The organism is Synechocystis sp. PCC 7509, assembly GCF_000332075.2.
Taxonomy (GTDB): domain Bacteria; phylum Cyanobacteriota; class Cyanobacteriia; order Cyanobacteriales; family Chroococcidiopsidaceae; genus Aliterella.
The window spans coordinates 3,224,722-3,250,376 of the sequence record NZ_ALVU02000001.1 but is presented as its reverse complement, the minus strand read 5'-3'; the positions used below and the strand labels follow the sequence as shown (position 1 = coordinate 3,250,376).

The following is a 25,655-nucleotide window of genomic DNA, read 5'->3' as shown; positions in this document are numbered from 1 at the left end:
GCTCGCGCTTAAAAATGCTAGATAAATTGAGTGGGAAATGCGATCGCGCTTGTTGCAAAAATTGGGTGGGAAGTGCGATCGCGCTTACAGATACTAGAATAATTGGTAGGAAAGGCGATCGCGCTTGTTGTAAAAATACTAATCAGAGCAAAGCTTAGATGACTACGCGATAATATAATAATTTAATTAGTATTGCCTAGACTTTAATGCCAGTAATACAACAACGATGAAACCCAGTATGTCAACCCTTGAGCAAATTGAAGCAGCTATTCTCACCCTTCCTTCAGAGGAGTTTCAGCGACTCAAACAATGGCTCTCTGACGTAGATTATCAGCGCTGGGACGAGCAGTTAGAGCAAGACATCGCCGATGGTAAGTTAGACGCTTTAGCAGAAGAAGCGATCGCTGATTTTAAAGCGGGTCATTTTCGGGAAATTTAATGCACTATACAACAGCACGATTTTGGCAGTGCTATGGCGATTTACCTAAGAATGTCCAGAAGACAACAAACCAATGTTATGAACTTTTGAAAGCCAATCCAACTCATCCATCGTTGCACTTCAAGAAGCTCGGTAAAAAGTATTGGTCAGTTCGAGCAGGACTAGATTATCGTGCTTTAGGTGTTGAGGTAGAAAGCGGTATTTCTTGGTTTTGGATCGGAACTCACGCCCAATACGACAAGCTAATTAATAAACTATAGTAAACCCTACAACAACCTCAATAGGCAGCAATAATGAGCCATTAAAGTTGTCTATTTGCAAAGATATTAGATAAATGGGGTAGGAAATGCGATCGCGCTTACAGATACTAGATAAATTGGTGGGAAATGCGATCGCGCCTCTGGCAAAAATTGGGTGGGAAATGCGATCGCGCTTACAAATACTAGATAAATTGGGTGCGATCGCGCTTCTGGCAAAAATACTAGATAAATTGGGTGGGAAATGCGATCGCGCCAAACTTTCCAGGTATTGATCTTGGTGAGAGGATGATCTGGGAGCAGAGAGCCAAGGAGATTCGTTGAGCCTGAAAACACTACGCCCTAACGTTTCGTTGGAGTGGATAGCTGAGTATATCTTAGTGCTGAGATCGAGATAGAACTGCTACCGTTTAACTTTTCCCTTAGATTGCAAGCATAAAAAAAACAGTATTATGGTAGTGAGTTTGCTCCTTCGGAAATACACCCATGACTCAATTACTGGAAAAAGCTTTCAAAGAAGCTCAAAAGCTTTCAAACGATCTCCAAGACGAAATTGCCAATCAATTGTTAGAGGATATTGAGAACGAACTTGCATGGCTGGAAACCTTGGCAAATCCAGATATTGATTTAGATGTTCTCCAGAAAATGGCTCAAGCAGCATTGATTGAGGATAGAGAAGGTAATACAGAAGAAAAAGGTTTTGGCGAGGAGTAATGAAATCGTCAAGAACCCAAGAATTTCGGGAGTTATTTTTGAAATTACCTCAACGAATAAAAGAAACTGCCAAGAAAAACTACGAACTTTAGAAAGAGAATCCATTCTATTCAAGTTTAAACTTCAAGGAAGTTAAGCCCAAAGAAAATATTTGGTCAGTCAGAGTAGGAATTGGATGGAGAGCATTAGGAGTTATGAGATCGGAAGAAGAGAAGATTGTGTGGTTTTGGATTGGTTCGCACGCCGAATACGATCGGATTCTCGGAAAGAAATAAAAGCAATTTAACCCATGATTGGATCTGACAAATTGGGTATTTTGGTATTGAGTTAGAGGCGATCGTCGTTCACTCAACTTAATCGTTATGTCTAAACCCAATCGCTTCGTCAAAGTTGTCTATTTTCCGCCGCGATTAAATAAGTAAAACGATCGGCTTAGTTGTGGAACTTGTAAAAGTTATTGGTGAACGAATAATTGTTAAAACTTCGCGTGTAACAAGCTTATTGTTTGATAGAATTCGATCGCGCTTGTTGCAAAAATTGGGTGGGAAATGCGATCGCGCTTACAGATACTAGAATAATTGGGTGCGATCGCAGAAAAGGAAGAATAACAGCAGTCAAGAATAAATGTTACGCAAACTTCTCAACTATAGATATCTCTACGATGTCCAACCTTATGAATTGTCATAATCTGTATTTCAGCATTAAAGGAGTAAATAACCCGATAATCGCCAACTCTGAGTTTAAAAAGCCCACTTAAATCGGCACTTAAAGCTTGAGGAGTTACATCATCGAAGTTTTCAGATAGCCAACGAATTTTTCGCAGGATACGATCTTGAATAGTTGACGTAAGTTCATCTAAACTATCTATTCCTGTCAGAGTAAATTCAACGTTGTAGCTCATTACCAAGTCAGCCCAAGTTTTCCTGCCACTTCTTGCGCCGAAACTCCCCGCTCTCCAGACTGAGTTTTCTTTAGGGAAACGAGTAGTTGTTGCCTCACTTCGGGTTTTAGTTCCTTTCCCTCGTCAGGATCGGTTAACAATGTGTGAAGCGTTTCAGCAACAGTTTCTTGGATCAAAAGCTTAAGCTCTTCAACCGTCAAATCCTTGACTTGCATACATCATTGAGAAGTGATGAACTTTTCTATTATGACACCATAACCCCAATCATTTAATCGCGCCTCTGGCAAAAATTGGGTAGAAAATGCGAAGCCCTGCGTGCGCGCTTGCGCTATCGCGCTTCTTGCAAAGATATTCAAAACTACAGGTAAAATTGGGAAGTCGAAGGAAATATCAGTGTTTGCTGCTACAAAGTTATGACTGAACTGCTAAAACAGGCGATTTCTCAAATTGAAAAACTTTCCGACGTTCAACTTGATGCGATCGCTACTCTGATTTTAGCTCAATTGCAAGACGAGCAAAAATGGGATGCTCGTTTTGCAGAGACAACCGACGAGCAGTGGGATCGAATGGCGGCAATGGTTCGACAAGCGATCGCTACTGGTGAAACCCGTTATATTTGAGGTGTATCAGTTCCTTGCTCTTATATTTAGACCTCTTGCAAAAGTCACCTTTAAAGTTGACTGACATTTAAGTAAAGCTCATAATTGTATATAGAAGCTATTAAATTAAACCTTAATCCAAATCGTTTCCTTCTATTTCTATATCGCCCTTGTAAAATCCTAAATCTTTTTAAATGGGCAAAAATATTCTCAATAATTATTCTCTCTTTAGCTAACTCTCTATTCTCTTTTTTCCCTACTACAGAAAACTTGCTTTTTTTTGGCTTCTTTTTAGGTGTTTGACTGAAATGATGATGCTTCTTAATTCCTTGGTATCCCTTATCTGCTAAACATCTAACCTTTTTTCTAATTCTTATTTTACTTCTTTTATATAACTTGAAATCCTGCTCTCTCCCTTTGCCATAAGCGGTACATAGTATTTGCCCATTCTTTTGGTCAATAATCACTTGGGCTTTCAACGTATGTCTTTTTTTCTTGCCGCTATAATAGGTTTTTTGTTTTTTTTAGGTCTTTCTATGGGAGTTTCGCTTACATCTATTACTACGGTTTCTAGCGGACAATCATCGGCGATTAATCTTTTTTTTCCTGGTAGTCTTAGTTGAGGAGCTTTGATTAAAATGTTTTCAATTTTCTGAATAATTCGGTAGGCTGTGGACTCATTTACTCCCCAAGTAGCACCTAAATGAAAAAAAGTTCTATACTCTCGTAAATATTCTAAGAGCATTAAAATTTGGTCTTCGATCCTTAATTTTGGTGGTCTGCCAGGTTTATTTCGTGATTTTTCCGCTTGCTTGACTATTTCTACCCTTTGATTAAAAGTGTCAAAGTGGATTCCAGTCAAGCGTTTAAAATCTTCCGCCTTTAAGTTTTTTACCTTTTTATAAGTCACTTTTGCTTCTACGCAGGTCACTTCTCTATGATTTTATCACTAACTTTTGCAAGAGGTCTATTGGGTGGGAAATGCGATCGCATTTCCTAAATACTGTGTTGACATTGTAAATACGTTTTATCTAGACTAGAGAGCATGAATGTGTATTTCGCGCTCAATGGCATTACCTTTGTGTGGGACGAGGCAAAAGCAGAGAAAAATCCCAGCAAGCATGATGGGATTACTTTTCAACAGGCTGCGGAAGTCTTCTTTGACCCCTTTGTAGTGGTTATCGATGCTAGTAGAAATGAGGAAGCACGAGAAGCGGTGATCGGTTTAGATACGCGATGGAATCTACTGTATGTAGTTCACATTGAGCGGGAAGACAATGTAATTCGGATAATTTCAGCACGCAAAGCAACTCGCCCTGAGCAGTTAAAGTATGAAAATTGAAGCCTTAAAAGTACGATTGGATCGAAATCGACCTATGACCAGCATCACAATTAGAATGCCTGAAGACGTTGTAGAAGACCTCAAACGAGTCGCGCCGTTGTTAGGGTTTTCGGGGTATCAGCCCTTAATTCGTGCTTATATCGGTCAAGGGCTACGCGTTGACCTGGAGCGATTTGAGAGCGACACACTAACAACATTGATTGCAAGTTTAAAACGTCAGGGTGTCAGCGATGAAGTAATTAATGAAGCATTAAGTGAAGTCGCTCATAGATGAAAGTGCGATCGCAAAAAAAGCCATCTTTAGAATGGGTGCAAAACGGCTAACAAAGACTTGTGGTTGATTAAAAAGAGCGACCGCGCTTCAAGCAAAGATACTAGATAAATTGAGTAGGAAATGCGATCGCGCTTACAAATAATAGATAAATTGGGTGGGAAAGGCGATCGCATTCCCGTGTTTTTATGCGCCCACTATCGTAGCTTGTCCTCTGGCTGCTGATATTAAAATAGCTATTATCTGTGGTGCTAAAGGCTTTAAATCGGCTAAACGATTAGATGATGCTTGCAAAACAATTACTGCAATATCGAACTGTGAGAGATTTTGTTGAAATGACAAATTTTGATCTACGGTGATGAACACATCAAACTCTGCTTGTGCAAGGGCAAGAAGTTCACCATTCTTAATCCCCGCCCATTTCATCTGTGGAACTGTCTTTATTTCGTAGTCAACAAACTCTTTTGCAAACTTGCGGTCAATACACTCATCCAAAAGAAGCTTCATGTTATGCCAACAAGCTGCTTTTCAGCTTCTTCAAGCAAGGCAATAACCTGTTCTCTTGTCACTGTCGGAAATCCATCCAAAAAATCGTCAATAGATTCTCCAGCTTTGAGATAATCTAAAAGCGTCTGTACAGGAACTCTAGTACCAGCAAAGACAGGAGTACCACTCATAACGCTAGGAGATACGCTAATAATTAATGAATTTTTAAGCATACGTCTTTGACCTCCAGTTCTGTACTTATAGTTTACTGGTATAACAATTTAGTTAGAGTGGACTACTTCAAACTCCTGGTACATTTGGGTGCGATCGCGCTTGTTGCAAAGATACTAGATAAATTAGTAGGAAATACGATCGCGCTTACAAATAATAGACAAATTGGGTGGGAAATGCGATCGCATTTCCGTGTTTTTATGCGCCGACTATCGTAGCTTGTCCTCTGGCTGCTGATATTAAAATAGCTATTATCTGTGGTTCTAAAGGCTTTAAATCAGCTAAACGATTAGATGATGCTTGCAAAACAATTACTGCAATATCGAACTGTGAGAGATTTTGTTGAAATGACAAATTTCGATGTTCACGTACTTCAATTATCTGATCGATTAGTTCGCGAGTTTTGGCATTCTAAAGTTCAATCCATGTCACGACTGTCTAACTGTTTATTATAATGAAATTTTACGTATAATCTTTTACTAATGCAGAACCTACAAGCATCCTGGTCATTTTTAGTCACGATCAAAGGAAATTGTCTGAATAACATTCATACTTGGAGATTGTACAAAATTTTTCTGTATATCCACCCTATATAAAAGAAGTTTACACGGAATTTTTCTGGTTAACATTTTAGGCAATTTGCTCTAGAGAACTGTTGGACAAGATATAAAATACAATGGAGCAAGTAAATATTAAAATCACTGATTTGCTGCAAATCAAGTCAAAAAAATATAAGTTGGCGAGCCTTGTTTGAGAATAAAATGCGATCGCATTTAGCTTGTAATTATTAAACTTGCTTGTAGAAATGCGATCGCACTTCTAGGGTAAAAGTGCGATCGCCAGCTTCTCTGCTAAAACGTTACTAACTTTAGGCTCTAAATCGGTCTTACCCAGTCTCTTTCTAGTAACTGCACGGCAAAATCAGCCGAAATTACTGGCGCAAAAAAGTTATTAATCCGCCGCAGTGTCGCTGGCTCATCTTCTTGGTATTGGCAAGCACAGGCATCGCCAATTACAATGGGTGTCAGACCGCTATCTCTTGCTGCACGGGCATTTCCTTCAATACACCAATCTAAGTGCATCCCCGTTATCAACAGGTTGCGAATTCCCCAGCGATGAAGATAAAGGGGTAAGGTTGTGCCGATAAAAGACGACTGATGAGCAGTTTCAAAAAATTCTACATCTTGGGGTTGCTGGAGAGCTTTTAATTGGTCAACCAGTTCTCCATCCCATTGCTTTTGCTCGTCACTCCAGTTTGTGTAAGGCTCGTACCAGTTGCGATACTGTGCTTCATCTAAAGGACTTTTGGGATAGTCTTCTCTAAATACGTTGTAACCAATCCAAAAGAATTTTGCTCCAGCTTTACGAGCTGCGATCACTACTTTAACCGTATTTTCTAAACTGGGACGCTCCCACTGTTTTTCCTTGCTTTGTACGCCTTGAGGACTATACAGGCTATTGCTTTGACTAATGGAAAGAAAGGCTGTTGGTTGGGTTAAAAGTTCCGCTAAATCGAGAGATTGCCATTGGGGATGTAGTTCGGGAATTGGAGTTGCTACTTTTTGTTTAACATTAGCGATCGCTGTGGGATAAGATACGCGCGAATTTCTTAGCAGGGTCATAATGAATGTCTCTCTTTAACTAATTTTTGGCGTTTGTAACAAAGTCAAGATTGATATTTGAAAAATACGAAAAGCAGTAGAGGAATAAAAGTTATTTAAGATAAAATATTTGTCATCTTAAAAACTCCTTGTAAGTAAATTTGTTTTGGTATTAGCGCCGGGATTTAAAACCCGCTCTAAAATGTGTTCTACAATGGCAGCCGAGGCAGCGTCGCCGCGATGACGTGGACGAGAAAGAGTAATTTCTAGATCCATTGCGACTTTTCCCGATTCAATCAGAATGACTCGATCTGCTAGGGCTACAGCTTCCTCTACATCGTGAGTAATTAGCAGGGCGGTAAATTTTTGCTCTTGCCAAAGACTAGAAATTAGCCGTTGCATTTCAATCCGCGTTAAAGCATCCAGCGCCCCTAATGGTTCGTCAAGTAATAGCAAACGCGGTTGACTAACTAAAGCTCTTGCTAAGGCTACTCGTTGGCGCTGTCCCCCGGAAAGGACTGCGGGCCATTCTTGAGCGCGATCGCCTAACCCAACTTGTTCTAGCGCCCATTGTGCCTTTGGTTGCCAGTTGTGACGCAAACCCAGCCCCACATTTTCAAGTACCCGTCGCCACATTAGCAAGCGCGCATCTTGAAACATCACCCGCGCCGAGTAGTTAATTTGCTTTAGAGGTTCGCCATCAATTAAAATACTTCCCGTAGTGGGAGGCTCTAAGCCTGCCAATAAACGCAGTAAGGTACTTTTACCGCAACCGCTACGACCAACCACAGCGACAAATTCGCCGGGTGAAATCTCTAAATCTAAATTGTGTAAAACTTGCTGTTTGCCAAAGGTTTTACTTAAACCTCGTACTTTCAAGTCTGCGCCTCTAATTTCTGGTTTCATTCCTTTTTACCTAGGCTATTTGATAACTCGGATGCCACCCAAGCAACTTTTCTTCCAGCACTTTTGCGCTGGTATCGGCAAGTTTGCCTAGTAAGGCATAAACTAAAATGCTGAAAACTATTACATCTGTTTGCATAAATTCGCGTGCATTCATTGCCATGTAGCCAATCCCAGAATCTGCCGCGATCGTTTCAGCGACAATTAAAGTCAGCCACATAATCCCTAGGGCGTAACGCAAGCCAATTAAAATTGAAGGCATAGCTCCAGGTAAAATAATTTGCCAGAATTGTTCCCAAGGCTTGAGTCCGTAGACTTTGCCCATTTCTAGCAATCCTTTATCAACGGTATGGATGCCATGATAGGTATTCAAATAGATGGGAAACATTACCCCGATCGCCACTAAGAAAATTTTGGCTTCTTCCCCAATCCCAAACCAAACAATTATTAAAGGAATCATCGCTAAATGTGGAATATTTCGCAGCATTTGCATTGAGCTATCTAATAGCTTCTCTGCTACAGGGAAAACGCCATTGAGCAATCCTAAAATAAACCCAATTCCACCGCCAATTAGCAAACCGACAATAGCGCGGGTGGAACTTGTAATAATATGACGCAGTAGTTCGCCAGAACTTGCTAGAGCGATCGCCGCTTGAATTACTGCCGTTGGTGCTGGTAAAACTCGCGCTTGCAGCCAACCAAACTGGGATAGTAACTGCCAAAGCATAACTAGCAATATTGGTACTATCCAAGGTATAGCTTGCTTGAGCCATTTTTTTTGCATAACACTTAATCCACTGTTAATTGAGGCGTTTTTGATTTGGGGAAACTTTGATTGGCGACAATCTCACCAAAAGGACTGAGCATTACTTGCTGATTTATTACTGGCAGACTTTGTAAAGGCAAATGTGGAAACAATAGCTCGGCGACGCGATAAGCTTCTTCTAAGTGGGGATAGCCAGAAAGAATAAAAGTATCAATTCCTAAGTCTGCGTATTCCAACATCCGCGCCGCCACAGTTTCAGGATCTCCAACTAACGCTGTTCCCGCACCGCCACGTACTAAACCAACTCCCGCCCAAAGATTAGGACTAATTTCTAAGGCTTCTCGGCTGCCATTATGCAACTGCGTCATCCGCTTTTGTCCTTCAGAATCCAACCGAGCGTAGACTTTTTGAGCCGCAGAAATTGCTTCTTCATCTACATAACTAATCAGCTTTTCGGCAGCTTCCCAAGCTTCGCTTTGCGTCTCGCGGACAATAACGTGTAAGCGAATGCCAAACTTTAAAGTACGTCCTTCGGCGGCGGCTAATCTGCGTAGAGTGGCGATTTTTTCTGCTACTTGCTGCGGTGGTTCGCCCCAAGTAAGGTAAACATCAACGTGCTTGGCGGCAATTTTTTGAGCGATCGCACTAGATCCCCCAAACCACAACGGCGGATAAGGTGTTTGCACCGATGGAAACATCAGTTTACCGCCTTGAATATCGAAATATTCACCTTTAAAATTAGTTTCTTCCCCAGAGGCGATCGCTCTCCATACGGTTAAAAATTCCTCTGTCAACTCGTAGCGGCTTGCATGACTTAGATGTACGCCATCTCCTGCCAATTCCACCGGATCGCCCCCTGTAACAACGTTTATTAACAAGCGGCCGTTAGATAAGCGATCGAAAGTTGCTGCCATTCGCGCCGCTACTCCTGGCGACATTAAACCAGGACGAATCGCTACTAAAAACTTCATTTTTTGCGTCACCGCAGCAAGGGTTGAAGCTACCACCCAAGCATCTTCGCAAGAACGCCCCGTAGGTAACAAAGCCCCCGTATAGCCAAGATCGTCTACCGCTTGGGCAATCTGCCGCAGATAAGGGAAATTCGTTGCCCGTCCCCCGCTTGCTGTGCCAAGATAACGACCATCGCCATGAGTGGGAATAAACCAAAGTAGTTGCATTTATCGTCTTCCTTAAAATCTACTGTTGCGCCACTTGTTTTACTTCTAATTTTTTGGGTAGCAGCCCTAATTTAAAAAATGTATCTGCTACTTGTTGCTGATAAGCCACAACTTCCGGCTGCATTGGTTGGACTCCATAAGGGCGACGCTGAGATACTTCGATTAAAGTCGGTACATCAATTCCCAACTGCGGCGACAACAACTTTGCTACTTCGGTGGGATTAGCTTTCGCCCAATCGTCTACTTTTTGGGTTTCTTCTAAAATTACTTTGATGCGACTTCCATGCTTGTCTGCAAAAGGTTTAGCCGCTAAATAAAACTCCCGATTTGCTGCCAAATTCTCGGCATTGGTCAATACTCGCGCTCCTGTCGCCCGTTGGGCGGCGGTAAAAAACGGATCCCAAATTGCCCAAGCATCAACGCTTCCCTGCTCAAAAGCCGCCCGTGCCTCGGCTGGTGGCAGAAACACTGGTTTAATATCGCTATACTTCAACCCGGCTGCTGCTAGTGCCTGAACTAAAAAGAAATGCACATTTGAAGCTTTATTTAAAGCAACTTTTTTGCCCTTCAAACTAGCTACGTTTTGAATTGGGGAATCTTTAGCAACTAAAATTGCTTCTCCCTTGGGGTTGGGCGGCTCGTGAGCAATATATACCAAAGGTGCGCCTGCCGCTTGAGCAAAAATTGGTGGCGCTTCTCCTGTATGCCCGTAGTCAATACTTCCGGCGTTCAAGGCTTCTAACAATTGTGGCCCGGCGGGAAATTGCACCCATTGCACGGCAATTCCTTGCGGTTTCAATCGTTGCTCTAAACTTCCTTGAGCTTTGAGAATGTTGAGCGTACCGTACTTTTGATAGCCAATCCGAATTGTTTTGTTTTCAGCACTTTGATTAGAACTGGTATTGGTAACTGGGCGATCGCTTTGCAATGATTGTGAATCCGTAGGCGTACACGCAGATACTACTAAACTCAAACATAGACTTGTAGTAAATAGCAAAAACTTAGGATTACGCAAGCAAGGCGCGGTTTGAACTTGTCTTCCCTCAACGGTTTTGGCGCATTGCTGCTTAAACCAATACTTGTAGTGGCTCAAGCTATCTAATAACCAGTGGTATCTACTTAACAAATTAGGATTCCTCAAAAAGAAGGCAATTCCAAAGCTAATAAACAATGGAGACGGCATTATTTTTTTAATCTACGGTAAACCGCTCGACTTGCCGTAGTTAACTTAATTAAGGAGTATGGCATAGATTAAATCAATAAATCAAGGCTGCATACAAAAATAATCTACAATATTCCTATCGGTATACTGTAGATTATTCCTAAACAAGGGATTGCTAGAATTAATGAACTTTTAATTGGTAGCCTGTAGTGGTGACAATGCGCGATCGCACGTTTTGCCGCCAAGTTCTCAATTCCTGGATAAATTCAACTTCTTGCACGCCTCCACGCCACAAAATTAAGGCATCTTCCCTGGTGTCTGAGTAGTATCGCTTTCTAATTCCCGCCGTTTTAAAGCCAAATTTTTGATAGAGTGCGATCGCACTTTAGAGCAACAAAAATCACGAATAAGCCATAATTACAGACATCTAGGCGTTTTTAGGCTAATATTTCTATGACCATTACTACCTACAAATGGACAATTGAACGCTAGCATCAAGCGATCGCTGCGGGGCTATTTGACAACGAATCCAAGTAAAGCGATTGATGGGAGTCTGAAATTTAAGTTAATAGTTTAAAGTGCGATCGCTTACAAACTCCACTCGATTAAATCAAGTTAAAATAATATTCGTAATCACCGAACACAGATAACTCTTGACAGAAACCAGTATATTTCAAAGTTCCGGTGCATTGCGGTTGTTAGAGTGCGTCGGCTCAGACAAATATCTTTTGTAAATGCGCTCTCAAGTTATCAATATTATCCCACTTGTTCATCAAATTGGGACTCGTTAATAACTTTGCTTTTGTATCAAACCAGCCCCATTCAGCTTGCATAACATCTTGGTCGGCAGGCATTGTATCAATATTACTAAAATCTGCAACCCAACAAACTTTTACCCAGCGAACTATGCCCCACGACCCCAAATCCCACTGGGGTTTATCTTCATGATGTTCATTGCAGGGTTCGACAACATGAGTAAGATATCGCTTACTTTGGCTCGGAGGTTTTTGAGAAAGAATAATCAGAGATCCTTTCGGCAAGTTTGAGACATGAGCCTTTATGCCATCGCCTCTCTTAAAATTTAGAGGGAAGTAAGAACAAACTGGATATTCTTTATACGCCCAATCTGTATCGTCATTAATATTTTTGATGTACGCCAAACGGGAAAAGTTCATTATTTCACTTGGTGGATTAAGAGAAGTAAATAGCAAAAATTAGATCAAAACAATATGAATCTTATTATCTGAGGTTTACCAGAATTTAAGTATAAGAAACTATTTTATAACGAAAATCCAGTACTCTAACTATATTATTATATTAAAATTTTCCAGCATTATTTGAATATATAAATACGATCGCAAGCTGCAACTAATGCACTTGTAACTGGTAGCCTGTATTTATAACAATGCGCGATCGCACGTTTTGCCGCCACATCTTTAATTTCTCAATAAACTCAGCTTCTTGCAAGCCGCCACGCCACAAAATTAAGGCATCTTCCCCGGTATCTGAGTAGTATTTTTTTCTGATTCCTGCCGTTTTAAACCCAAATTTTTGATAGAGGGCGATCGCATTTATTTTGTAATTGTCGCTCTTAAGAGTTTTAACTCAACTTGCAGCTAACAATTCATCAAGTTTACTTTTTAAGTTTGGCGATGCCATTAGCGGATTGTAGATTTCTCCCTCGTAGGGCTGCCACACATAATTAGAGCTAAAGGCTCGAAACATTGGCGGTATTTCCAGTTCTTGCTTAAGGCTTTTTGCCAAAACTAATCCTGGAATAGATAAACTATGTAATTCTTCAATAAGCTCGCTATAAGTTCTAAATTCATCGACTTCAACACCAACTAAAGCATAACGAAATTGGGGTGCAAACCTTAGAGACTGATAGAGTAAAATACCTAGCTCTGTCATCAAATAAGCACTTCCAGGGCTATCTATTCCTACTTCACTAAGATTGCTTGGCGAAACCCGACACCACCAGTTTTTCTCTATATCTTGGAAAATGTCTGTGTGACATTGGCAGTGATGATTATTTGAGAGTAACCATGATATTCCCTCAAAGTGTCGAGCAAATTTATGGGCGCTGCTTTCCTCAGCACCACATTCTGCGGACAAACTAAATATCCAAGCCATTTTTATAGCCCCCTATTTTTTGGATTTTACTAATCAATTCTTTCCCAATATTTTTGGGTACTTGCTAATGCCAATTCGTACTTTTCTAGAGACATTGTAACTCTTGGCAAGATGCTAACGTGGGTCGGGCTATCTTGGACGGCTTGTAAATCTCCAGCGATAATGCTGTTGTTAATTCGCCATAAAGCGTCTTTACCAGTTCCGCCAAATCTAATAGGTTTGCGAAAGGTGGGTAAACCTTCGATTGACAGAGAAACAGACATTCCTTTTGTGTCTCTAATTGCAACAATTATAAGCTCGTCACTAAATTTGCGCTGGAATGGCAACAAATATCCTTGCTCATCCACATAACCTATTGGTATTTGCTCAATATTTATATCGATATTAGGTCTAACTCCTAACAGTCTGGCGCTACGACCTATTTTGGGTTTACCATTCTGCTCTGCCATGCCACGATAATAAAGTTTTTCTATCACCTATTCCTTAATCGAGTCACTTGTTGGAATCGCCTATTTCTTAACAAGCTGCCACTCTCTTGGAAAACATTGGGGGAGGCAAAGCCACACCCCAATTTTTCCGCTAATGCACTTTTAATTGGTAGCCTGTAGTTGTAACAATGCGCGATCGCACGTTTTGCCGCCAAGAAGTTAAATTCTGAATAAATTCCGCGTCTTGTAAGCCACCGCGCCACAAAATTAAGGCATCTTCCCCGGTGTCTGAGTAGTATCGCTTCCTAATTCCTGCCGTTTTAAACCCAAATTTTTGATAGAGTGCGATCGCACATTTATTAGAAGTACGTACTTCTAAACTAGCTCTTTCTAATCCTCGTCTCTGAGCAGAAGTAAGTAATGCTAATAAGATAAATTGCCCGAAACCTTGACTTTGGTAGCGGGGATGCACTGCCAAAATTGTAATATGAGCTTCATCGACAATTGACCACAAACAGCCCATTCCTACTAATAAAGGCGGATTACCAGGAAGGGATAAACCCAGCAAATCGGCGTTGGTGCTGTCTATCTCTCGCTCGTAGCCTTCAAATGTCCACAAACCGCCAAAGCATAGCCCGTCTAGTTCTACTACGGCTTTAAGCATTTGAGTTGTAATTGGTTTAAGTTCTAATAAATTCACACGAGTTATTGGTACGAGCGCTTAGTACACTAGAAATTAACAACTGACTTCTGAAATTATGGTATCTACGTTTCACCCGGTAGAAAGCGAAAATTCTGGCACTGGTTATTTACCCAATGCAAATAATACTCTAGTAACTTCCCCTAACCAAGAATTATTACCCATTACCGCCAAAGTTAACGAGCATGATGCTCTAGAAATCGGCGGTTGCGATGTTCCTAGCCTCGTAAAACAATTTGGTTCACCACTATATATTTTAGACGAAGAAACTCTCCGCACTGCTTGCCGTCAGTATCGAGAAGCTATGCAGCGTTATTATCCGGGGGAATCACAGGTACTTTACGCTTCTAAAGCTTGGAGTTGTTTGGCGGTATGCGCGATCGCATTTTCCGAAGGTTTGGGCATTGATATAGTATCGGGGGGCGAACTCTATACCGCATTAAAAGCCGGAGTTACCCCTGATAAACTTTACTTGCATGGCAATAATAAATCGGTGCAAGAATTAAAGGAAGCGATCTCATCAGGTTGTGCGATCGTCGTAGATAATTGGCAAGAATTGCACAATTTAGTAGCAATAGGCGATTCTACCCGGATTATGCTGCGGCTAACTCCCGGTATTGAGTGCCATACTCACGAATACATCCGCACAGGACACTTAGACAGCAAATTTGGTTTCGATCCCAATCAATTAGATGAAGTATTTGCTTTTGTCAGTCAGCAAGAATGCTTAAATTGTATCGGACTCCACGCTCATATCGGTTCGCAAATTTTTGAACGTCAACCACACCAAGATTTAGGCGGGGTGATGGTGCAGTGGATTAAAAAAGCGGCGGAGTATGGACTAAAAATTAGTGAATTAAACGTTGGCGGCGGTTTAGGTATACGTTACACCGAATCTGACGATCCCCCTAGTATTGACGAATGGGTACAAACTATTTGTCACGCCGTAAAAAATGCCTGCACAACCGAAAACTTACCTTTACCTAAATTATTATGCGAACCAGGGCGTAGTCTGGTTGGTTCTGCTTGCATTACAGCTTATACTATCGGCTCATCGAAAGTAATTCCCGAAATCCGCACTTATATCGCTGTAGATGGAGGTATGTCTGATAATCCTCGCCCTATTACTTATCAATCCGTTTATCGCGCTGCGATCGCTAACAAAATGTCTGCACCGCTAACTCAGACGGTTACGGTAGCTGGAAAACACTGCGAATCTGGTGATATTTTAATTAAAAACGCAACTTTACCTCCTACCAATCCTGGAGATATTCTCGCGGTCATGGCAACAGGTGCTTACAATTACAGCATGGCATCTAACTACAACCGCTTGCCTCGTCCGGCGGCAGTATTGGTTAGTAATGGCGAAGCAAATCTAATTTTGCAGCGCGAAACTTATCAAGATTTAATTCGTTTTGACCGACTACCAGAACGACTGAGCAGTCAATAATAAGTAGAGGGATTAGTAAAAATACTCCCTGGAACACCAACGGATTTTTACAACAAAGGTAAAGTTGCAACTAATGAGAGATTTGTGGAAGCAATGGCTGACAAACTTAGGCTGGGTGCAGCCTTTGTTGCTTCAAACTCTCGATTTGGGCTTGGTGTTAGCGCTCACCTATATGGTGCTGGTAATTGTCGGCGAACGTCGAACTTTGTGGATGGTACGGGGATTTATTATTTTAATTCTCGCCTCCGCTCTGAGCGCTTATTTGCGCCTGCAACTATTAAATTTTGTCTTAGAAAAATTGGTAGTAGGTTCGGCGGTAGCAATGGCGGTAGTGTTTCAGTTAGAGTTTCGGCGATTTTTGGAACAATTAGGACGGGGAGAATTTAAACAGTTGTTGCAACCAGCGACTAGCACCACTTCTAAACCCGATAGTGTAGTTGATGAAATTGTTGATGCGGTTAAAGAACTATCCCAAAATCGCATCGGCGCTTTACTGATTTTAGAAACCGATAGCCCCCTAGACGATCGCTATTTTTCTGTCCCCGGAGTAAAGCTAAACGCCGAAATTTCTAAGGAGCTTTTGCAAACAATTTTCCAGCCAAAAACTTTATTACACGACGGTGCAACCTTAATTCGCGGTTCAAGAATTATGGCATCGGGGGTAATATTGCCCCTTAGCGAACGTACCGCCTCCCGTCAGCTAGGAACTCGTCACCGGGCGGCGATGGGCATTACTGAGCGAGTAGAAAATTGTATTTGTGTCGTAGTATCAGAGGAAACAGGTTCAATATCTTTAGCAGAACGGGGAATACTAAATAGACCCCTGACCAGCAGTAAACTAAAAGAACTGTTGGAGGCGAGATTTTCGCCCGTAGTGGAACGAGAAGCTGTAGCTCCTAGTCTACGAAGTTTGGGGCATCAAATCAAAACTAGAGGGCAACTTCTAATTTCACGTTTACTCGGTCTACTATCATCGTCTCGAAAGAAAAAATGAAACCCCCAAGTGTACTGCAACAATTGCCCCCAGACCTAACGCTAGAACGTTTGCCCAAGCACGTAGCGGTAATTATGGATGGAAATGGTAGATGGGCTAAAAATCAAGGTTTACCGCGCATTATGGGGCATAAAAAGGGCGTAGATACTCTCAAAGACTTATTGCGTTGTTGTAAAGATTGGGGCATCAAAGCACTGACGGCTTATGCTTTTTCAACGGAAAATTGGAGTAGACCGTTAGAGGAAGTCGATTTTTTAATGACCTTGTTTCAAAGGGTGCTGCGTCAAGAACTGCGGGGGATGATGCAGGAAAACGTTCAAATCCACTTTGTGGGCAAATTAGACGGTTTGCCGCACTCCCTGCAAGCGGAAATTGAACGTTCGATGAGCGAAACTCAGCACAATCAAGATATTCAATTTACGGTGGCGACTAATTACGGCGGTAGACAAGAAATTATTGATGCCACAAAAGCGATCGCCCATTTAGTCCAACAAGGTAAAATTGCCCCCCAAGATATAGATGAGGCATTGTTTTCAAGTCACCTCTACACGGCGGGAAGAAGCGACCCAGATTTAGTCATTCGTACCAGTGGTGAAATGCGGATTAGTAATTTTTTACTTTGGCAAATGGCGTATTCAGAAATCTATGTCACTGATACATTGTGGCCCGATTTTAACCGAACAGAGTTTCACAAAGCTTTAGCTAATTATCAAGGACGCGATCGCCGTTTTGGTAAAGTTTAATTTTGTAGCTCAATAGACTTTATCCAGAACGATATTGACATCGCAAAAGTGACGTACTGGAGGTAATCTTAAAGAACAAAATAGTCAATTGTTGTTGCCCTGTATGAGCGTTCATGCCACTAAGCACATTACAAATAAATTTATGATGCCTCAAAATACACAAGTTTATCCGGTTATTTGGTCTGAAAACGCGGTATGGCTAATCGATCAAACTCGTTTACCTAACGAATACTCTCTAGTAGAAATTCATCGCTGCGATGATATGGCGCAAGCAATTAAAACTATGATTGTGCGCGGTGCGCCAGCAATTGGGGTAGCGGCGGCTTATGGGATGTATTTGGGCGCAAGGGAAATTGATACCCAAAATAGAGAGCGCTTTTTTACCCACTTAGAAGAAGTAGCAAAATTATTGCGTTCTACTCGTCCAACGGCGGTAAACTTATTTTGGGCGATCGCGCGAATGCTACGCACCGCCTACGAAAGCATTGGTAATGTTGACCAAATTAAAGAAATTCTCCTCAAAACCGCGCAGAGCATAAATTCTGAAGATTTGCAGACTTGTCATGCGATCGGCGACTATGGTTTAGCAGCTTTACCCACCAATCCTGATAAACTAAACTTGCTGACTCACTGTAATGCTGGAGCTTTAGCAACGGCTGGCTACGGTACAGCCCTAGGTGTAGTGCGTTCCGCTTGGCGGGAAGGACGTTTGACCAGACTCTACGCCGACGAAACCCGTCCCCGCCTCCAGGGTGCAAAACTCACCGCTTGGGAGTGCGTAACTGAGGGTATACCCGTAACTGTAATCACTGATGGCATGGCAGCGCACTGTATGCAGCGTAAAATGATTGATGCGGTAGTTGTAGGCGCAGACCGGATTGCAGCAAATGGAGACACCGCAAATAAAATCGGTACTTACAGTCTGGCTTTAATTGCCAAAGCTCACAACGTACCCTTTTTTGTAGCTGCACCGCTTTCTACCATTGATTTTCAATTGGCTACAGGTAGCGAAATTCCTATTGAAGAAAGAGATCCAGTAGAAATTTATCAAATCGGCGAAACAATTATTACTCCTGATGGCGCAGACTTCTACAATCCTGCTTTTGATGTTACTCCTGCGGACTTAATTACCGCCATTATTACCGAACACGGTGCTTTTGTTCCCAATCAGTTACACGCACAATTACATGAAAAACAATTGGCTTAGAGCGATCGCATATAATTTATAAACATTTTGTTGTTGTAGGGGCGCAATGCATTGCGCCCCTACACGTTTACAATTAATGCAAGGAGTCTCTATAAGATGCTCATTCGCGCCGAACAACTAGCAGATTATCAAGAGATTTCTGACGTAATTTTGCAGGCCTTTGGGCAAGATAATGAAGCAAGGCTAGTACAGGAAATTCGCAAGAGTACTCGCTATATCCCCAATCTTTCCCTAGTGGCTGAAGTTGACGGCGTTATTGTCGGTCACATTTTATTTAGCTATATAGATTTAGTAGATGATGTGACTTGTAAAGTTTTGGGTTTAGCACCTCTAGCTGTGAAGTCACAGTTTCAAAAACAAGGTATCGGTAGCGCTTTGGTACGAGCAGGATTAATAAGAGCCGATACAATGGGGGAATCTAGTGCGATCGCTTTGGGAAATCCTCAGTTTTACAACCGTTTTGGCTTTAAACCTTCTGTTTGCTATCAGATCGAGTCTCCTTTTCCCGTACCGGAAGATTTTTTTATGGTTAAAACTCTAAATAATTATCGAGATCAAAAGGGAAAAGTTGTTTATCCACCAGCTTTTTTAGGGGTATAAAGTATTACCCGTTGTTGGCTCAAATATAAATAATTGGTCTAAATCTAAGGCTAAAGCTAAAACTTCTCCCGGATGCGAAGCCACATCTTTACCCCCTTGAACGTTTATCTGTACTCCTGCTATTTCCCCGCGAATTAAGGTTTCTCTCCCCAAAGGTTCAATTACTTTAACTTCAACTTGTAAAGAGGTTGTATTTGTTAGAGGTGTTTTATCGATATATATATTTTCTGGACGAATCCCCAAATCAAAACTCTGTCCCTCAACAGGGTGTAATTTCTCTCTAACACTTGCAGGACAAACTAAAAATTGATTCCCAACTTTAAAACTATTATTTGTATAGATTGCGGGAATAATATTCATGGGTGGATTGCCTAAAAACGTCGCCACCATGCGATTAGCAGGTTTAGCATAAATGCTTTGCGGTGCGCCAATTTGCTGAATTTTACCGTTATTTAGTACCACAATGCGATCGCCCAATGTCATGGCTTCGGTTTGATCGTGAGTCACATAAATAGTTGTAATCCCTAACTGTTGGTGCAATTGCTTGAGTTCAACCCTTGTATCGTCTCTTAACTGTGCATCTAAGTTAGATAAGGGTTCATCTAATAAAAATACTTGGGGTTGACGGGCGATCGCTCTCCCTAATGCTACTCTTTGTTGTTGTCCCCCCGAAAGCTGTTTAGGTTTGCGTTCTAGCAAGTGTTCTAAAGCCAGACTTTTTGCTACTACAGATACTCTTTCTCGAATGGTTTTAGGATCGGCTTTTCGCATTTGCAAACCAAAGCCAATATTTTCGGCTACCGTCATGTGCGGATACAGTGCATAGTTTTGAAAAACCATTGCTACATCTCGCGCTCTGGCAGGAATATTATTAACTAAAGTATCGCCAATATATAAGTTTCCCTCTGTCGCCGATTCTAAACCCGCGATCGTTCTTAATACTGTAGACTTCCCGCAACCCGATGGCCCAACTAATACCCAAAATTGCCCATCAGGAACAGTAAATGTAATATCTTCAATCGCTGTAACGTTGTTAAATCTGCGTTTAATTCCTTCTAGTCGCACATTTGCCATGAGAAAATATCCTGAATTTGTTGCGATCGCGCAATTAAACCCAACATAGCAGACAGATATACAATTAAAGATGTCTTCACTACAGCATTGCCCGTGAACACTGCACAAGTAAAATTACAGCCAGTATCTGTTATTACCGATGACGAACTGATGCGGATAAGCTCTGCAAATCCAGAACTACAATTTGAGCGTAATGCCGATGGTACACTTGTAACTATGCCCCCAACTGGTGGAATTTCTAGTAACAGAGAAGCTAAAGCAATAGGCTATCTGATAGCTTGGGTAGAAAGTCACAATTTAGGCGACGTTTTTAGTTCTAGTGGCGGTTTTAGATTAGCAAATAGTGCAGTGCGATCGCCTGATGCTGCTTTTGTTGCTAAAGATCGTTTACCTCAAGATTGGCATCAAAGAGAAGATCGATTTTTAGACTTAGCTCCCGATTTAGCTATTGAAATTCGTTCCAAAACCGATAGCTTATCTCAGCTTCAAGCCAAAATGCAAGAATACATTGCTAATGGTGTCAAACTTGGTTGGTTAATAGATCCTCAAAATCAGCAAGCCTTTGTTTATCGTAGTGAGTTATCTATTACACAATACCCAGCTACAGCCGTTTTGAGTGGTGAAGATGTTGTACCGGGCTTTACTCTACCTCTGAAATCTTTGCTTTAAAACTTCACTTATTCCTGTACGACACAGTACCGCCTTTGACCAATTGAGTTCCTATTTATCAGCTTGTTGTTGGGCAATCAGTGCGTCAGTGTCCTATCAACGTGCGGCAGAAGATATTGAATATTTAACTGGAATAAAAGTATCAAAAAGCGTACAGCAAAGACTGGTGCATCGTCAAAAATTTGAATTGCCATAAGTAGAATCAACTGTTGAAGAATTGAGTGTAGATGGGGGCAATATCCGCCTTCGTACACCACAAGGACAAGCTTGTGATTGGAAGGGTTATAGAGCTACCTGCTTACATCAAAAATCGGCGATTGCTGCCTCATTTCAAGAAAATAGCCTGATGATTAATTGGCTCAAAAGCCAAGCACTGGCTCCCATCGTCACTTGCATTGGCGATGGTCATGACGGTATTTGGAATATTGTCCGTGATTTTGCACCCGAACACCAGCGCCGCGAGGTACTTGATTGGTTTCATCTGATGGAAAATCTACACAAAGTTGGTGTTTCAAATCAACGGCTCCATCAAGTAAAAACTTTACTGTGGCAAGGAAAAGTTGATGATGCTATCGCACTGTTTGCCGACTGTAATCTCAAACAAGCTCTTAATTTCTGTGGTTATCTTGAGAAACATCGACACCGGATTGTCAATTACCAATATTATCAAGCTGAACAAATTTGTTCCATTGGTTCTGGTGCTATTGAGTCTACTGTTAAACAGATTGATCGTCGAACCAAAATTTCTGGCGCACAATGGAAAGCTCATAACGTTTCTCAAGTCTTAGCTCATCGCTGTGCCTATCTTAATAGATTAATCTTTGCTCGCTAAATTAAAACTGGGATGCTCCCATCAGAACTATGTGATTCAAAACCATCCAACTTAAAAAGACTTGGAATTGACAAAATTGCTCTAGTTAAAGTTAAAGGTCATTACTGTGCAGTGCTAGTAGATTTAGATACATCTAAACTCCTGGCTATTCTCAAGGGAAGAACACAAGAAATAATCAAGGAAACCCTGATTGGATGGGGAATTAAACTTTTAGAGCAAGTAGAAGAAGTAAGTATTGATTTATGGCTTGGATATAAAAAGCTAGTGGTAGAATTAATGCCAGATGCTCAAGTAGTTGCAGATAGATTCCATGTTATGACGCAAATCAATAAAGAACTAGATACGCAAAGAAAAAGAGAAAGAAGAAATGTTGAAGAATTAATTAATAAGACTAAAGCAGCAGAAGAGAAAGCTAAGTATGAAATTATTTTATCCGGCTTAAAAAATAGCAAATATTCTTTGCTTAAGAACGAAGATAATCTCACAGATTCACAGTTGTTAAAGCTCATAGAAGTTAAAGAAGTATCTCCGAGCTTGAAAGAAATGCACGAATTAAAAGAAAAAATCAGAAAAATATTTAATAAAACTGATGATTGGTATACAGGAGTTTTTAAAATAGGAATGTGGTTATCTAGAGCTAAAAAATACTTTCTTCGCAGCCACAATACTTTTATTGGCTGGTTTGATGAAATAATCGCTTACTTTGATAATGGAACAACAAGCGGTACTGTAGAAGGAATTAATAACAAACTTAAACTTATTAAACGCTGTGGATATGAATTCAGAAATTTTGATAACTTCAGGATTAGATGTTTGCTGAACTGGACTTAATTTATTAGTTTGGCATAACAATTACTGAAGAACCTTGTTGTCAGTCATCAGGAATTTATATTTCATACTTTAGCAACGCTGTAATCGTGGTTGAGTGTATACACAAATACTCTTCATCTCAAGATACGGAAAAGCTCAATTAGAAAATGAAACTATTATTAATTTGATAACAAGCGAGATGTTAGTGACAATGCAATACTTACTAAAACATGGCAAATAGTTCGTCTTCCAAGTCATAACCTAGCATTTGCGCCATTGACTTTAGCCGAGATGGACTATTGATACTATATTGGGGTAGCCAGTCGCCCAAAACAAAAAGTTTGTGCATTAAAAATATTTCTAAAGCTTCAGGGTTAAATTGCAATCCTTCAGAAGCGCTAAATTGATGGGGTACAAGCATCGCTGTATAACGTGCTAGTTCTCCGGCTTTCCAGTCAAGCAAAAATGGTAGCCAAGGATAACGGGAATCTAAACGAATAAACCATAGCCGGATTTCGGGAATTTCTGGCAATTCGCGCGGATCTTCAGGTTCTTGTGGATAGTCTATAGTAAAGCTTAGTTGCTGTTCATAGGCGGCGATGACTCCTGTTGTCAGCAAGTTATCAATTACTGTTTGTACGGGCGCAAGATCCAAAGAGTTGATAATTTCAGAATTGAGTGCGATCGCAATTGTCATATTTCCTCACTAATTATATTTTGGATAGCACCTCGAAAATTTGCCCCGGTAAGGTTAGCACCTCGAAGATTTGCACCTCGAAGATTAGCCCAACGCAAGTCAGCATTTATTAGTCTAGCTTGGCTCAAGTTTGCATCAAATAAATAAGCCTTGTGTAAATAAGCATCGTTCAAATTAGCTTGACGGAGTTCGGCTTTGTACAATATCGCGCCAACTAATGAAGCGCTCCCAAGGTTAGCATGACTCAAATCGGCGTAATTTAGATGAGCTTCAGTTAAATTAGCCTCGTTTAAGTTAGCACGAATCAGTTTTGCTTCACTTAAATTAGCGCTTTTAAGATTTGCGTTTTGTAAGTTTGCACCAATTAAATTAACGTTCTCAAGATCGGCATTGCTTAAATTAGCGCCTTGCAAGTCCGCCCCAATTAAATTAGCCGCCCCTAAAAAAGCCCCTTTTAAATTTGCATCTTGAAGGTTAGCAATACTGAGGTTAGCATTACTTAAATTAGCTTTCATTAAAAGAGAATGGGAAAGATTGGCAAGAGTAAAATTAGCAGTCTCACAGTTAGCTGCAATCAAAATTGCGTTGCTAAGATTGCTATTTGCTAAATTAACATTACTTAGGTTTCTACCTCTCAAATTGATTCCTGTCAAATCGGCATAACTCAAGTCTGGTGATATTTCCGGACTATCTTCTCTCCACTTTGTCCATCTCACTGCACCCGACTTTAATAAGGCAAGATGGTCTAAATTTGCCATATTTTTTACTCCGCGCCAGCATAAGGCTGTTCTCGCCCGTTTACGTTCTCAATTGCTGCCAGCGCCGCCCTAGAACCTGCTAATATATCCTGTTCTTGCCCACCTAAATAAAGTCTGCCAAAGCTACCAACGGCAAGAACATCAAGAATGTTAATTAACGCTGCTTTCTCGGCTTCATTTGCTGCCAAAGCAGCATAAGCGGCGGGTTGAACTTCTAATACATAAAGGGTTTGCCCTGCTAAAATCATTTGTCCCCGCCGGGTGCGGTTGATAAGTTGAGTATGGTGAGGATCTAAATTGCGGATAATTTGACTGGAAATTACGCGCGGCTTAAGTCCTTCTTCTTTTCGGACTCCTAGGGCTTCTAAAATTGCTCTCCCGGCTTCCTGTGTCTCACTTTGGCGGCTAGAATGAACTTCTAATAGTCCATATAATCTCTCGACAATTTGCACTCCAGGACGCACCCCAGTAGATTTGAGGGCGATGTCTGTAATCCGATTGATTTCAATTCCTGGGGAAATTTCTATCCACAGCGATGTATCTCCCGGTAAAGGTAAAAACCCTAGTGCTATAGTTCCCAAGTAAGCCGCGTGTTGAGGCTGTAAGTTGTCTAGAAATACATAACTGCGTAACTCTATGCCCAAAATTATGCTCCCCGTAAATATGGCAAATATGTATACTGCCTCACCTATTGCAGAATAACAGTCTATAGGAGCTTTTAGGCATATTTAGCTAGGGTTTTGGCGTACCTGTTAGACTAAAAATAGACAACTATTGAGTTGAATTATCTATGTTGACTCAAAATGCGAAATTACTGTTAATTGGTCAGGTGACGGCTTTAAGCAATGTCCCGATTAGGACAATTCGCTACTACGAAAGCTTGGGATTAATTGAATCAGGCGATCGCACGGGCGGCGGTTTTAGGCAGTTTGATGAGAGCGTTTTAGCAAGACTTGCGTTTATTAAGCGCAGTCAAAGTTTGGGTTTAAGTCTACAAGAAATTAGTGAATTGCTCAAAGTCTACGATCGCGGACAACTGCCTTGCGATGATGTGAAAGCAAAGTTAAAAAACAAAATTGTCGAAATTGACCAGCAAATTGACGAACTACTAACCTTGCGTTCTGAACTCGGCGGCATACTTTCCGGTTGGGAGAACTTTAACACCTTGCAAGCGGGGACAATTTGCCCAGTAATTCAAAAAAATTAGTTATTTACCGGACTTCTACCACACCTCTAAACATATTCATGCCGCAGGTAAACAAGTATTGTCCTGGTTTTTGTGGTGTAAACTCTACCGGAGTAACGCGATCTAAGGCTAAGTCTTGGGCGATATGAAAGTCTGGTAATAAAACTTTTTCTAAACAACTACTTGGATCGGTACGGAAAAAATTAAGCCGTACTGGTTGCCCTGATTTTACAGTAATGCGATCGGGCGAGTAGCCACCATTGACATTAATTGTTAACTCTTGGATGCCTTGGTTTAAGGCGGCTTGTTGGGATTTAGTTTTACTAAAAGTAAACCACCACAACTCAGTACCAATTAGGGCTAAACCGCCTAAAGTCACACCTATTTTTAAACCTATAGGTTGTTCAATACGTCGAAACTGTGTAGTTTGTTCAGGCATTTGGGCGAAAGCTGGGCTAGAAGCTGCGATAATTAAAAAGCCGAGGCTAACAAGACTACCAACAAGATATTTTTTGTTTAACATT

General features: G+C 41.1%; 36 protein-coding genes and 2 pseudogenes. 18 read left to right on the top strand and 20 right to left on the bottom strand.

Going from position 1 to position 25,655, the window contains the following annotated elements; translation table 11 throughout:
• Window positions 1-14: 14 nt before the first annotated feature.
• The 3 genes from SYN7509_RS30195 to SYN7509_RS0216320 all read left to right on the top strand — a co-directional run bounded on the left by SYN7509_RS30195 (window position 15) and on the right by SYN7509_RS0216320 (window position 699).
• Window positions 15-158, top strand: a complete 144-nt coding sequence (locus tag SYN7509_RS30195; protein WP_158506161.1) for a hypothetical protein — start codon at window positions 15-17, stop codon at window positions 156-158.
• Between the two features lie 80 nt (window positions 159-238).
• Window positions 239-439, top strand: a complete 201-nt coding sequence (locus tag SYN7509_RS0216325; protein WP_028954379.1) for a hypothetical protein — start codon at window positions 239-241, stop codon at window positions 437-439.
• Complete coding sequence (locus tag SYN7509_RS0216320; RefSeq protein ID WP_009632323.1) at window positions 439-699, top strand: ParE family toxin-like protein; 261 nt, start codon at window positions 439-441, stop codon at window positions 697-699. The genes SYN7509_RS0216325 and SYN7509_RS0216320 overlap by 1 nt, the downstream gene beginning before the upstream one ends.
• 66 nt (window positions 700-765) lie before the next feature.
• Here the strand turns inward: SYN7509_RS0216320 and SYN7509_RS0216315 are convergent, their stop codons facing one another.
• Entirely contained in the window at window positions 766-1,032 is a 267-nt protein-coding gene (locus SYN7509_RS0216315) for a hypothetical protein (protein WP_148298012.1), read from the bottom strand.
• 150 nt (window positions 1,033-1,182) lie between these two features.
• Here SYN7509_RS0216315 and SYN7509_RS0216310 point away from each other — a divergent pair, with 150 nt between their 5' ends.
• Together SYN7509_RS0216310 and SYN7509_RS31930 are read left to right on the top strand one after the other, a co-directional pair.
• Window positions 1,183-1,410 (top strand): hypothetical protein, encoded by a 228-nt coding sequence (locus tag SYN7509_RS0216310; protein ID WP_009632324.1) that lies wholly within the window; start codon window positions 1,183-1,185, stop codon window positions 1,408-1,410.
• 107 nt (window positions 1,411-1,517) lie between these two features.
• Window positions 1,518-1,685 (top strand): annotated as a pseudogene (locus tag SYN7509_RS31930) (hypothetical protein); the annotation flags it as partial.
• 365 nt (window positions 1,686-2,050) lie between these two features.
• Here the strand turns inward: SYN7509_RS31930 and SYN7509_RS0216300 are convergent.
• Window positions 2,051-2,311, bottom strand: a complete 261-nt coding sequence (locus SYN7509_RS0216300; protein ID WP_009632325.1) for a type II toxin-antitoxin system RelE family toxin — start codon at window positions 2,309-2,311, stop codon at window positions 2,051-2,053.
• Window positions 2,311-2,526 carry a hypothetical protein gene (locus SYN7509_RS0216295; RefSeq protein ID WP_009632326.1) on the bottom strand — a complete coding sequence of 72 codons (216 nt, stop codon included), beginning with the start codon at window positions 2,524-2,526 and terminating at the stop codon, window positions 2,311-2,313. The genes SYN7509_RS0216300 and SYN7509_RS0216295 overlap by 1 nt, the downstream gene beginning before the upstream one ends.
• 198 nt (window positions 2,527-2,724) lie before the next feature.
• Between SYN7509_RS0216295 and SYN7509_RS0216290 the strand changes: the two genes are divergently transcribed.
• Window positions 2,725-2,931, top strand: coding sequence for a hypothetical protein (locus SYN7509_RS0216290; RefSeq protein ID WP_009632327.1), 207 nt, complete (start codon window positions 2,725-2,727; stop codon window positions 2,929-2,931).
• A gap of 50 nt (window positions 2,932-2,981) precedes the next feature.
• On the opposite strand, the gene SYN7509_RS28665 is transcribed toward SYN7509_RS0216290, so the two are convergent.
• A protein-coding gene (locus tag SYN7509_RS28665) for an IS5 family transposase (RefSeq protein WP_202807341.1) occupies window positions 2,982-3,820 on the bottom strand; the annotation gives its coding sequence in 2 pieces (ribosomal slippage) (window positions 2,982-3,436 and window positions 3,436-3,820; 840 coding nt in all).
• 135 nt (window positions 3,821-3,955) lie between these two features.
• Between SYN7509_RS28665 and SYN7509_RS0216275 the strand changes: the two genes are divergently transcribed.
• Window positions 3,956-4,252 (top strand): BrnT family toxin, encoded by a 297-nt coding sequence (locus SYN7509_RS0216275; protein ID WP_028954376.1) that lies wholly within the window; start codon window positions 3,956-3,958, stop codon window positions 4,250-4,252.
• On the top strand, window positions 4,242-4,526 hold the full coding sequence (locus tag SYN7509_RS0216270; RefSeq protein ID WP_028954375.1) for a hypothetical protein: 285 nt from the start codon (window positions 4,242-4,244) through the stop codon (window positions 4,524-4,526). Before SYN7509_RS0216275 ends, SYN7509_RS0216270 begins: the two co-directional genes overlap by 11 nt.
• 183 nt (window positions 4,527-4,709) lie before the next feature.
• Here the strand turns inward: SYN7509_RS0216270 and SYN7509_RS0216265 are convergent, their stop codons facing one another.
• Both SYN7509_RS0216265 and SYN7509_RS0216260 read right to left on the bottom strand, forming a co-directional pair.
• A complete protein-coding gene (locus SYN7509_RS0216265; RefSeq protein WP_028954374.1) occupies window positions 4,710-5,030 on the bottom strand; it encodes a DUF5615 family PIN-like protein in 321 nt (106 codons plus the stop codon).
• Window positions 5,027-5,242, bottom strand: a complete 216-nt coding sequence (locus SYN7509_RS0216260) for a DUF433 domain-containing protein (RefSeq protein ID WP_028954373.1) — start codon at window positions 5,240-5,242, stop codon at window positions 5,027-5,029. Before SYN7509_RS0216260 ends, SYN7509_RS0216265 begins: the two co-directional genes overlap by 4 nt.
• Before the next feature lie 6 nt (window positions 5,243-5,248).
• Between SYN7509_RS0216260 and SYN7509_RS29815 the strand changes: the two genes are divergently transcribed.
• A complete protein-coding gene (locus tag SYN7509_RS29815; RefSeq protein ID WP_148298010.1) occupies window positions 5,249-5,458 on the top strand; it encodes a hypothetical protein in 210 nt (69 codons plus the stop codon).
• 657 nt (window positions 5,459-6,115) lie between these two features.
• Here the strand turns inward: SYN7509_RS29815 and SYN7509_RS0216255 are convergent.
• The 9 genes from SYN7509_RS0216255 to rimI all read right to left on the bottom strand — a co-directional run bounded on the left by SYN7509_RS0216255 (window position 6,116) and on the right by rimI (window position 14,111).
• Window positions 6,116-6,862 (bottom strand): cysteine hydrolase family protein, encoded by a 747-nt coding sequence (locus SYN7509_RS0216255; RefSeq protein WP_009630587.1) that lies wholly within the window; start codon window positions 6,860-6,862, stop codon window positions 6,116-6,118.
• 117 nt (window positions 6,863-6,979) lie between these two features.
• Window positions 6,980-7,747: an ATP-binding cassette domain-containing protein gene (locus tag SYN7509_RS0216250; RefSeq protein ID WP_009630588.1), complete on the bottom strand. Its 768-nt coding sequence runs from the start codon at window positions 7,745-7,747 to the stop codon at window positions 6,980-6,982.
• 10 nt (window positions 7,748-7,757) lie between these two features.
• Window positions 7,758-8,528: an aliphatic sulfonate ABC transporter permease SsuC gene (gene ssuC, locus SYN7509_RS0216245; protein ID WP_009630589.1), complete on the bottom strand. Its 771-nt coding sequence runs from the start codon at window positions 8,526-8,528 to the stop codon at window positions 7,758-7,760.
• A gap of 5 nt (window positions 8,529-8,533) precedes the next feature.
• Window positions 8,534-9,688, bottom strand: a complete 1,155-nt coding sequence (ssuD, locus tag SYN7509_RS0216240) for an FMNH2-dependent alkanesulfonate monooxygenase (RefSeq protein WP_009630590.1) — start codon at window positions 9,686-9,688, stop codon at window positions 8,534-8,536.
• A 19-nt stretch (window positions 9,689-9,707) separates the two neighbouring features.
• Complete coding sequence (locus SYN7509_RS0216235; RefSeq protein WP_084610684.1) at window positions 9,708-10,871, bottom strand: sulfonate ABC transporter substrate-binding protein; 1,164 nt, start codon at window positions 10,869-10,871, stop codon at window positions 9,708-9,710.
• A gap of 692 nt (window positions 10,872-11,563) precedes the next feature.
• The gene (locus SYN7509_RS0216230) at window positions 11,564-12,025 is read right to left on the bottom strand and encodes a hypothetical protein (protein WP_009630592.1); all 462 of its coding nucleotides are present in this window, start codon (window positions 12,023-12,025) and stop codon (window positions 11,564-11,566) included.
• Window positions 12,026-12,455: 430 nt separating this feature from the next.
• Window positions 12,456-12,983 (bottom strand): hypothetical protein, encoded by a 528-nt coding sequence (locus SYN7509_RS0216225; protein WP_009630593.1) that lies wholly within the window; start codon window positions 12,981-12,983, stop codon window positions 12,456-12,458.
• 29 nt (window positions 12,984-13,012) lie between these two features.
• A complete protein-coding gene (locus SYN7509_RS29265; protein ID WP_227501508.1) occupies window positions 13,013-13,459 on the bottom strand; it encodes a Tse2 family ADP-ribosyltransferase toxin in 447 nt (148 codons plus the stop codon).
• 103 nt (window positions 13,460-13,562) lie between these two features.
• Window positions 13,563-14,111 (bottom strand): ribosomal protein S18-alanine N-acetyltransferase, encoded by a 549-nt coding sequence (gene rimI, locus SYN7509_RS0216215; protein WP_009630595.1) that lies wholly within the window; start codon window positions 14,109-14,111, stop codon window positions 13,563-13,565.
• Between the two features lie 58 nt (window positions 14,112-14,169).
• Here rimI and lysA point away from each other — a divergent pair, with 58 nt between their 5' ends.
• The 5 genes from lysA (at window position 14,170) to SYN7509_RS0216190 (ending at window position 19,105) form a co-directional block, all read left to right on the top strand.
• Window positions 14,170-15,561: a diaminopimelate decarboxylase gene (gene lysA / locus SYN7509_RS0216210; RefSeq protein WP_009630596.1), complete on the top strand. Its 1,392-nt coding sequence runs from the start codon at window positions 14,170-14,172 to the stop codon at window positions 15,559-15,561.
• A 73-nt stretch (window positions 15,562-15,634) separates the two neighbouring features.
• Window positions 15,635-16,555, top strand: a complete 921-nt coding sequence (gene cdaA, locus SYN7509_RS0216205; protein WP_009630597.1) for a diadenylate cyclase CdaA — start codon at window positions 15,635-15,637, stop codon at window positions 16,553-16,555.
• Window positions 16,552-17,298 (top strand): isoprenyl transferase, encoded by a 747-nt coding sequence (locus SYN7509_RS0216200; protein ID WP_009630598.1) that lies wholly within the window; start codon window positions 16,552-16,554, stop codon window positions 17,296-17,298. The genes cdaA and SYN7509_RS0216200 overlap by 4 nt, the downstream gene beginning before the upstream one ends.
• Before the next feature lie 145 nt (window positions 17,299-17,443).
• A complete protein-coding gene (mtnA, locus tag SYN7509_RS0216195) occupies window positions 17,444-18,505 on the top strand; it encodes an S-methyl-5-thioribose-1-phosphate isomerase (protein WP_038021806.1) in 1,062 nt (353 codons plus the stop codon).
• Between the two features lie 96 nt (window positions 18,506-18,601).
• Window positions 18,602-19,105, top strand: coding sequence for a GNAT family N-acetyltransferase (locus SYN7509_RS0216190; protein WP_009630600.1), 504 nt, complete (start codon window positions 18,602-18,604; stop codon window positions 19,103-19,105).
• Here SYN7509_RS0216190 and SYN7509_RS0216185 read toward each other — a convergent pair.
• Complete coding sequence (locus SYN7509_RS0216185; protein ID WP_009630601.1) at window positions 19,094-20,179, bottom strand: ABC transporter ATP-binding protein; 1,086 nt, start codon at window positions 20,177-20,179, stop codon at window positions 19,094-19,096. The two genes, SYN7509_RS0216190 and SYN7509_RS0216185, sit on opposite strands and share 12 nt — an antisense overlap.
• Before the next feature lie 93 nt (window positions 20,180-20,272).
• On the opposite strand from SYN7509_RS0216185, the gene SYN7509_RS0216180 reads away from it, so the two are divergent.
• The 3 genes and pseudogenes from SYN7509_RS0216180 (at window position 20,273) to SYN7509_RS26165 (ending at window position 22,511) form a co-directional block, all read left to right on the top strand.
• Entirely contained in the window at window positions 20,273-20,848 is a 576-nt protein-coding gene (locus tag SYN7509_RS0216180) for a Uma2 family endonuclease (protein WP_009630603.1), read from the top strand.
• A gap of 37 nt (window positions 20,849-20,885) precedes the next feature.
• A pseudogene (locus SYN7509_RS26170) lies at window positions 20,886-21,680 on the top strand (ISKra4 family transposase); the annotation flags it as partial.
• A 12-nt stretch (window positions 21,681-21,692) separates the two neighbouring features.
• Window positions 21,693-22,511, top strand: a complete 819-nt coding sequence (locus tag SYN7509_RS26165; RefSeq protein WP_202807241.1) for an ISL3 family transposase — start codon at window positions 21,693-21,695, stop codon at window positions 22,509-22,511.
• Window positions 22,512-22,713: 202 nt separating this feature from the next.
• Here SYN7509_RS26165 and SYN7509_RS0216165 read toward each other — a convergent pair whose 3' ends face one another.
• Genes SYN7509_RS0216165 through SYN7509_RS0216155 form a run of 3 tightly spaced genes read right to left on the bottom strand, consistent with a single transcriptional unit; the run spans window position 22,714 to window position 24,589 of the window.
• Window positions 22,714-23,187 (bottom strand): CRR6 family NdhI maturation factor, encoded by a 474-nt coding sequence (locus SYN7509_RS0216165; protein WP_009630909.1) that lies wholly within the window; start codon window positions 23,185-23,187, stop codon window positions 22,714-22,716.
• Window positions 23,184-23,945 (bottom strand): pentapeptide repeat-containing protein, encoded by a 762-nt coding sequence (locus SYN7509_RS0216160; RefSeq protein ID WP_009630908.1) that lies wholly within the window; start codon window positions 23,943-23,945, stop codon window positions 23,184-23,186. The genes SYN7509_RS0216165 and SYN7509_RS0216160 overlap by 4 nt, the downstream gene beginning before the upstream one ends.
• A gap of 5 nt (window positions 23,946-23,950) precedes the next feature.
• Window positions 23,951-24,589, bottom strand: coding sequence for a bacterial microcompartment protein (locus SYN7509_RS0216155; RefSeq protein ID WP_009630907.1), 639 nt, complete (start codon window positions 24,587-24,589; stop codon window positions 23,951-23,953).
• 146 nt (window positions 24,590-24,735) lie between these two features.
• Between SYN7509_RS0216155 and SYN7509_RS0216150 the strand changes: the two genes are divergently transcribed.
• Window positions 24,736-25,152, top strand: a complete 417-nt coding sequence (locus tag SYN7509_RS0216150; protein WP_009630906.1) for a heavy metal-responsive transcriptional regulator — start codon at window positions 24,736-24,738, stop codon at window positions 25,150-25,152.
• Between the two features lie 4 nt (window positions 25,153-25,156).
• Here the strand turns inward: SYN7509_RS0216150 and SYN7509_RS0216145 are convergent, their stop codons facing one another.
• On the bottom strand, window positions 25,157-25,654 hold the full coding sequence (locus SYN7509_RS0216145) for a cupredoxin domain-containing protein (protein ID WP_009630905.1): 498 nt from the start codon (window positions 25,652-25,654) through the stop codon (window positions 25,157-25,159).
• Between the last annotated feature and the right edge of the window lies 1 nt (window position 25,655).

Bases quoted from the DNA above. Each gene is read 5' to 3' on its own strand.
- SYN7509_RS0216225 (WP_009630593.1), bottom strand. From the start codon at position 12,983: ATGGCTTGGATATTTAGTTTGTCCGCAGAATGTGGTGCTGAGGAAAGC.
- SYN7509_RS0216165 (WP_009630909.1), bottom strand. From the start codon at position 23,187: ATGACAATTGCGATCGCACTCAATTCTGAAATTATCAACTCTTTGGAT.
- ssuC (WP_009630589.1), bottom strand. From the start codon at position 8,528: ATGCAAAAAAAATGGCTCAAGCAAGCTATACCTTGGATAGTACCAATA.
- ssuD (WP_009630590.1), bottom strand. From the start codon at position 9,688: ATGCAACTACTTTGGTTTATTCCCACTCATGGCGATGGTCGTTATCTT.
- SYN7509_RS0216145 (WP_009630905.1), bottom strand. From the start codon at position 25,654: ATGTTAAACAAAAAATATCTTGTTGGTAGTCTTGTTAGCCTCGGCTTT.
- SYN7509_RS0216190 (WP_009630600.1), top strand. From the start codon at position 18,602: ATGCTCATTCGCGCCGAACAACTAGCAGATTATCAAGAGATTTCTGAC.
- SYN7509_RS0216150 (WP_009630906.1), top strand. From the start codon at position 24,736: ATGTTGACTCAAAATGCGAAATTACTGTTAATTGGTCAGGTGACGGCT.
- SYN7509_RS26165 (WP_202807241.1), top strand. From the start codon at position 21,693: ATGCTCCCATCAGAACTATGTGATTCAAAACCATCCAACTTAAAAAGA.
- SYN7509_RS0216325 (WP_028954379.1), top strand. From the start codon at position 239: ATGTCAACCCTTGAGCAAATTGAAGCAGCTATTCTCACCCTTCCTTCA.
- SYN7509_RS0216290 (WP_009632327.1), top strand. From the start codon at position 2,725: ATGACTGAACTGCTAAAACAGGCGATTTCTCAAATTGAAAAACTTTCC.
- cdaA (WP_009630597.1), top strand. From the start codon at position 15,635: ATGAGAGATTTGTGGAAGCAATGGCTGACAAACTTAGGCTGGGTGCAG.
- SYN7509_RS0216300 (WP_009632325.1), bottom strand. From the start codon at position 2,311: ATGAGCTACAACGTTGAATTTACTCTGACAGGAATAGATAGTTTAGAT.
- SYN7509_RS0216230 (WP_009630592.1), bottom strand. From the start codon at position 12,025: ATGAACTTTTCCCGTTTGGCGTACATCAAAAATATTAATGACGATACA.
- SYN7509_RS0216295 (WP_009632326.1), bottom strand. From the start codon at position 2,526: ATGCAAGTCAAGGATTTGACGGTTGAAGAGCTTAAGCTTTTGATCCAA.
- lysA (WP_009630596.1), top strand. From the start codon at position 14,170: ATGGTATCTACGTTTCACCCGGTAGAAAGCGAAAATTCTGGCACTGGT.
- SYN7509_RS0216200 (WP_009630598.1), top strand. From the start codon at position 16,552: ATGAAACCCCCAAGTGTACTGCAACAATTGCCCCCAGACCTAACGCTA.
- mtnA (WP_038021806.1), top strand. From the start codon at position 17,444: ATGCCTCAAAATACACAAGTTTATCCGGTTATTTGGTCTGAAAACGCG.
- SYN7509_RS0216235 (WP_084610684.1), bottom strand. From the start codon at position 10,871: ATGCCGTCTCCATTGTTTATTAGCTTTGGAATTGCCTTCTTTTTGAGG.
- SYN7509_RS0216265 (WP_028954374.1), bottom strand. From the start codon at position 5,030: ATGAAGCTTCTTTTGGATGAGTGTATTGACCGCAAGTTTGCAAAAGAG.
- SYN7509_RS0216270 (WP_028954375.1), top strand. From the start codon at position 4,242: ATGAAAATTGAAGCCTTAAAAGTACGATTGGATCGAAATCGACCTATG.
- SYN7509_RS0216275 (WP_028954376.1), top strand. From the start codon at position 3,956: ATGAATGTGTATTTCGCGCTCAATGGCATTACCTTTGTGTGGGACGAG.
- SYN7509_RS0216160 (WP_009630908.1), bottom strand. From the start codon at position 23,945: ATGGCAAATTTAGACCATCTTGCCTTATTAAAGTCGGGTGCAGTGAGA.
- SYN7509_RS0216185 (WP_009630601.1), bottom strand. From the start codon at position 20,179: ATGGCAAATGTGCGACTAGAAGGAATTAAACGCAGATTTAACAACGTT.
- SYN7509_RS0216255 (WP_009630587.1), bottom strand. From the start codon at position 6,862: ATGACCCTGCTAAGAAATTCGCGCGTATCTTATCCCACAGCGATCGCT.
- SYN7509_RS0216310 (WP_009632324.1), top strand. From the start codon at position 1,183: ATGACTCAATTACTGGAAAAAGCTTTCAAAGAAGCTCAAAAGCTTTCA.
- SYN7509_RS0216320 (WP_009632323.1), top strand. From the start codon at position 439: ATGCACTATACAACAGCACGATTTTGGCAGTGCTATGGCGATTTACCT.
- SYN7509_RS30195 (WP_158506161.1), top strand. From the start codon at position 15: ATGCTAGATAAATTGAGTGGGAAATGCGATCGCGCTTGTTGCAAAAAT.
- SYN7509_RS0216250 (WP_009630588.1), bottom strand. From the start codon at position 7,747: ATGAAACCAGAAATTAGAGGCGCAGACTTGAAAGTACGAGGTTTAAGT.
- SYN7509_RS0216260 (WP_028954373.1), bottom strand. From the start codon at position 5,242: ATGCTTAAAAATTCATTAATTATTAGCGTATCTCCTAGCGTTATGAGT.